This is a genomic window from Acidimicrobiia bacterium, from assembly GCA_035948415.1.
GTDB lineage: Bacteria > Actinomycetota > Acidimicrobiia > IMCC26256 > PALSA-555 > PALSA-555.
Genome location: DASZJD010000070.1, coordinates 1 through 3,179, shown reverse-complemented (window position 1 = coordinate 3,179; position 3,179 = coordinate 1). Strand labels below are relative to the sequence as shown.

General features: G+C 72.8%; 4 protein-coding genes and 1 tRNA gene. All 5 read right to left on the bottom strand.

The window, feature by feature from the left end; genetic code table 11:
- Window positions 1-341 precede the first annotated feature (341 nt).
- A tRNA-Thr gene (locus tag VG869_09875) sits at window positions 342-414 on the bottom strand.
- Window positions 415-428: 14 nt separating this feature from the next.
- Entirely contained in the window at window positions 429-1,526 is a 1,098-nt protein-coding gene (locus VG869_09870) for a hypothetical protein (GenBank protein ID HEV3451502.1), read from the bottom strand.
- Window positions 1,523-2,131 (bottom strand): dTMP kinase, encoded by a 609-nt coding sequence (tmk, locus tag VG869_09865; GenBank protein ID HEV3451501.1) that lies wholly within the window; start codon window positions 2,129-2,131, stop codon window positions 1,523-1,525. The genes VG869_09870 and tmk overlap by 4 nt, the downstream gene beginning before the upstream one ends.
- Before the next feature lie 480 nt (window positions 2,132-2,611).
- Window positions 2,612-2,854 carry a hypothetical protein gene (locus VG869_09860; GenBank protein HEV3451500.1) on the bottom strand — a complete coding sequence of 81 codons (243 nt, stop codon included), beginning with the start codon at window positions 2,852-2,854 and terminating at the stop codon, window positions 2,612-2,614.
- Between the two features lie 63 nt (window positions 2,855-2,917).
- Window positions 2,918-3,179 (bottom strand): topoisomerase C-terminal repeat-containing protein (locus tag VG869_09855; GenBank protein HEV3451499.1); only part of this gene is annotated, 262 nt, incomplete at its 5' end.

The following is a 3,179-nucleotide window of genomic DNA, read 5'->3' as shown; positions in this document are numbered from 1 at the left end:
GGTCACGCGCTAAGCCGAGATCATGCCGACTGGGCCAGACCCGCGGCACCGACGCCGACGACCACGATCCGCACCTGACCAGCCTGCCAGCCGGCGGCACCGGGCAATCGGCACGTTGTTCCCCTGGTCACGAGTCTCCCCAGGTCTCTCGATCGCGAACCCACTGATCGTGATCGGTCCGGCCCCAGTCGAGAACGGACCGCGGCCAAGCACGTGAAACCTTCCAATACCGATGAGCGAGGCGGCTGGCTCGTATCGGCAAGCGGTGTAGGAGGGGCGATGGGACGCGAGCCGCGGGATCGTCGCATGCGCGGCACAAGCTCAATGGTCAGCAGGCCAAGAGCCGGGAGGGGGACTCGAACCCCCGGCCTGCTCATTACGAGTGAGCTGCTCTGCCGACTGAGCTATCCCGGCGGGGAGCGCCGAGTCTACCGAGCCGGTACTCCGGCTGACCCGGGAAGATGCAGCGCGAGCCGCTCGAGCAGCAAGCCCTCGTTCGGGTTGAACTCGAGCGCGTCACGCGCCTGCCGGCACGCGTCGAGCGCGCGGACGCAGGACCGCACGTCCGCGGTCAGCGGCTCGTGGTCGAGATTGCGGAGCGGCGCTTGGGCGCCCGCGAGCGCGTCGCGGTAGACGGTCTCGAGCGCGGCGATGCCCTCCGCGATGGCCTTGCGCCGCGCCAGTCGCTCACGGGCGGGCTGTCGGTCCTCGACGCGCCGACGGAGCCGCCGCAGGTCCCGCGCCTCGTACCCCGCCCGTGCCGCCTCGTCGTCGAAGGCCGCCAGCTCCTCGGCGTGGCGGGTCTTGACCGTGGCGATGGCGCCGTGCACGGCGTCGAGCATCTGCGCCGCGGCCCGGCCAGCCGCCGCGCCCGTGCCGTCGACGCTCATGGCCGCCTCGACGAAGGCGCGGCGGAGCGGTCGGGTGTCGCCGAGCAGGTCTCGGGCCCGGCCCAGCTGTCCGCCCGCGAGCCGGGCCGCCAGCCGCGCCTCGTCCGCTTGGGCGCCGTCGCCGATGAGCGCCGCCTCGATGGTGGCTTCGTCGAGACCGCCGAGGTCGATCCGCTGGCAGCGGGAACGGACGGTGTCGAGGAGCTCGTCGGCGGCCTCGCTCACGAGGACGATCACCGTGCGCTCGGGTGGCTCCTCGAAGGTCTTGAGGAGCGCGTTCGCGGCCTCCGGCTGCAGGCGCTCGGCCTCGAGGAGCATCACCACCTTCCGGTCGGCCTCGATCGGGGCGCGCCACGCCTCGGGGATGATCTCCTCCCGGGCCTGGTCGACGGTGATCACGGTCCGCTCCGGCTCGAACTCGACCACGTCAGGGTGGAGCCGACGCTCGACGAGGTCGACGGTCCTCGCGTCGCCGTCGGGCGACAGCAGGGCCGCCGCGAACGCACGCGCCAGGGCGGGGGCCCCGGCGCCGCGCGGGCCGGCGATGAGGTACGCGTGGCCGGGACGGGTGGCGGCTCGGCGGAGCTGCTCGACCGCTCGTTCCTGGCCGACGATCGCTCGCCACGGATCGGTCACCCCAGGCGCTCGGTGACGACGCCCCAGATTCGGTCCGCCACCTCCTCGACCGGGCCCGAGGCGTCCAGCAGGACCCAGCCCCGGGTCCCAGCAAGGTCTCGGTAGGCCTCGTGGACGGCGAGTCGGAACGCGTCGTCCTCCTCCTCGAGCCGGTCCCGTGCTGCGCCGAACCGCTCCGTCGCCACCTCGGGCGGCAGGTCGAGGACGACGACGAGATCGGGGTCGAGGCCGCCGGTGGCGATCCCGTTCACGAGCTCGATGGCCGGGACGCCGAGGCCGCGGCCCACGCCCTGGTAGGCGAGCGACGAGGGCACGAAGCGGTCGCTCACCACCCAGTCACCCCGCGCCAGGGCGGGCCGGACGACCTCGAGGACGTGCTGGGCGCGGTCGGCCGCCATGAGTAGGGCCTCCGCCTCGGGCTCGACGGTCCCGGTCCCGTCGAGCAGCAGCCGCCGCAGGTCGGCGCCGAGCGGGGTGCCGCCCGGCTCGAACGTGAGCAGCACATCGCGTCCGTGCTCGCGGAGGCGGGCCGCCAGCCGCCCAGCCTGGGTGGTCTTGCCGGTGGCGTCCCCGCCCTCGAGGACCAGGAAGCGGCCCGGGAGCATCACCGGGCGTCCGCCTCGGCCGGCCCTGGGCGGTGATCGGATCGCTGCACCCGCTGAGCGTGCCCGATGGAGCGCCGTGCCCACCAGCCGGCGGCGAAGGCGATCAGCCCCCCGCCCCACAGGGCGAGCCGGACACCGGGAACCGATAGCTGGCTCCCCCGAGGGTCAAGGCGAGGTGATGGAGGACCGAATTTGTCACCGCGTCCCGGACGCCGGAGAACAGCGGGCGAGATCACGAGCGAGATCAGGAGGCAGAGGCGGACGACGGAGTAGTGGATGGCGAACGTCCGGCCCTGCAACTCGTGTTCGCGGACTGCAGCTGGTCCGGCCTCACGAGCTGGGGCACGGACGCATCCTTCGCCGGTCCCCAGAGCAGGGTGAGGATTTCAAGCGCGAACGAGACGAGGACGAGGCCAGCGAGGTTCTCGACGAACGACAGCGCCAGGAGCATCGACGCTCGGCCGATGTCGCAGACAGCCATCACCTTGCCGCGGTCGAGTCGGTCGATGAGGACACCGCCGACGGTGCCGAGGAAGAACCGGGCACGACGCGGGCGAACATCACGAGGCTCACGGCCGCGCCGGAGTTGTTCGAGATCCGAGCCGCGATGGCGAGGATCGCGATGAGGCCGATCGAGTCGCCGGTGCTCGAGATGACCTGCGCCATCCACAGCGGGAAGTACGAGCGGGTGCCGAAGACGCGCCAGAGGGGCGGGCGCCTCATCGGGGCGCGGCGGGATAAACGGGGCGCGGGGGTCCTCGCTCTCGGCGACGCTCAGCGACGGGCTTACGTGCGGGTGGCGCCCTTGCGTACGGTGCGACGCGTTGTGGTCGGCGGCTTCTTCCGCTTCGCGGTGCGCTTGGCCGGCTTCTTGGCCGGACCGCGGGCGGCCCGCTCGCTCAGCAGCTCGACCGCCTGCTGGAGGTCGACCGACGCGGGGTCGACGCCACGGGGAACCGTGGCGTTCAGCTGCCCGTCGGTGACGTACGGCCCGTACCGGCCGTCGAGGACCCGCACGGGCACACCGGTCTCGGGATGTGGCCCGAGC